Genomic DNA, 1,853 nt, shown 5'->3' with positions numbered 1-1,853 from the left:
GTGGCCTCGCTGTTGTCGCGTTGTGAGAGACCAACAGCATGTCGGGGCCACGAGCCCCATCAACTACCGGGCACCCCGCTCAAGCGCGAAGAGCCCAATATTGAAGTGCCGTACTTGATCAGTTTTCACGTGCCGTCGACACCTGTGGTTTCGGGTCTCGGCGGGTTCCGCTGCGGTTTCTGCCGTCGCTTTGCTCGCGCTGGTTGTCGTGGGGATCTCGAAGGAATGGCTGGTAGTGCGGTACAGCGCAGTATTGGCCCCGTTGGGCGCGATTGTGGCGGCGTCGATTGCATCGGCTGGTGCCGCGCGATTGGCGATGGCTCAGACCGCAAATGCTGACAGAACTCGGCTCGAAGATGCCGAGAAAGATCTGTGGAGTCGATTCGAGGGGGCTGCGAAGCAGCTCGCTGATGAGTCGCACTTCGCGATTCGGGTAGCAGGGGTTTACGCCTTCGTCGGTTTGGCTGACGACTGGCTCCGGCTTCGACGCAAGAAGAATGTCACCGCTCGGGAGAACATCGTGCGAGCTGAGTGCGAGACGATCACAGACACCCTGTGTGCCTACCTCCGTCAAAATAATCGTAAAGTCCCGGATGTCACTGGTCCGAACGATGAGTCGCGCGCACGAGTAAAAGCTCAGCGAATAGTGAACGAGGCAATAATCAGCCAGTTCCGGATACATCTGCAGTTCGAGAAGAATGGCGAAGAAGCCGGGGGCCTGTGGGCTGACATTGGGCTGAGACTTGATCTGCGCGGCGTCGACATTACGAGCGCCTATTTCGACGGGATGGATCTGAAGGATTCGGTGTTCGTAGACGCTGAAGGGTCTGCTGCACGGATAGGTGACATCTGATCTGTGGTGCCGAGAGGTGCCGCTGGAAGGATGTGCACCATGCCGAAGCCCTATCCCCGAGAGTTCCGTGAGGACGTTGTTCGGGTTGCCCGCAGTCGCGAGCCCGGAATGCTGTTGAAGCAGATCGCCGCCGACTTCGGGATCAGTGAATCCTGCCTGACGGGTTGGCTGAAAGTGGCCGATATCGAGGACGGAATCAAATCAGGAACTACCGGTGAGGACGTGGTCGAGAACCGGGAACTGCGCAAGCGAATCCGGTTGCTCGAGCAGGAGAACGAAGTCTTGCGCCGTGCTGCCGCCTATCTTTCCCAGGCGAACCTGCCGGGAAAATGATGTACCCGCTCGTTCGTGAGCTGGCCGAGGACGGCATTCCCGTCACGGTGACGTGCCGGGTACTCGAGATCGCTCGCCAGCCCTACTACCGGTGGCTGGCTGACCCGGTGACCGATGCCGACCTCGCGGAGGCCTACCGGGCGAACGCTCTGTTCAGGGCCCATAAGGACGACCCGGAGTTCGGCTACCGGTTCCTGTTCTACGAGGCTCGCGACGCCGGCCAGGTGATGGCCGAGCGCACAGCGTGGCGGATCTGCTCGAACAACGGCTGGTGGAGTGTGTTCGGCAAGAAACGCGGAAAAGCCAAGCGCCCGGGGCCTGCGGTCCACGACGACCACGTCCAACGCAACTTCACCGCCGATGCTGCGAATCAGCTGTGGCTGGGCGACATCACAGAGCATTGGACGAGCGAAGGCAAGCTCTACCTGTGCGCGTTCAAAGACGTATTCTCCAACCGGATCGTTGGCTACTCCATCAGCGATCGGATGAAGTCCCGGCTCGCGGTCGATGCGCTCGACAACGCCGTCGCCCGCCGAGATTTCGTCGCAGGCTGCGTGGTCCACACCGACAGAGGATCGCAAGGCGCATTCAACTGGTCGAAGCAACACGTTGCTGTTGAATTGATCGTAGGTGTTCGTCCCAAGCTTCAGCGGGGGTTCGCCATTGG

The 1,853-nt window shown here is 60.3% G+C and carries 3 protein-coding genes; all 3 read left to right on the top strand.

What is annotated here, in order from left to right:
• Positions 1-235 precede the first annotated feature (235 nt).
• A complete protein-coding gene (locus ABWI03_RS34135; protein ID WP_353802689.1) occupies positions 236-853 on the top strand; it encodes a hypothetical protein in 618 nt (205 codons plus the stop codon).
• Positions 854-892: 39 nt separating this feature from the next.
• A complete protein-coding gene (locus ABWI03_RS34130; protein WP_003945099.1) occupies positions 893-1,186 on the top strand; it encodes a transposase in 294 nt (97 codons plus the stop codon).
• Positions 1,183-1,853: DDE-type integrase/transposase/recombinase (locus tag ABWI03_RS34125; RefSeq protein ID WP_352102050.1), on the top strand; the 671-nt coding region annotated here is incomplete at its 3' end. The genes ABWI03_RS34130 and ABWI03_RS34125, both read left to right, overlap by 4 nt.

Origin of the sequence: Rhodococcus baikonurensis (assembly GCF_040489275.1) — a bacterium.
GTDB lineage: Bacteria > Actinomycetota > Actinomycetes > Mycobacteriales > Mycobacteriaceae > Rhodococcus_F > Rhodococcus_F baikonurensis.
Note: the sequence above shows the minus strand (reverse complement) of the source record. Positions and strands in the feature narration are given on the sequence as shown.

What these genes read in the sequence shown, in the direction of transcription:
- ABWI03_RS34130 (WP_003945099.1), top strand. Translation starts at nt 893, where the DNA reads ATGCCGAAGCCCTATCCCCGAGAGTTCCGTGAGGACGTTGTTCGGGTT.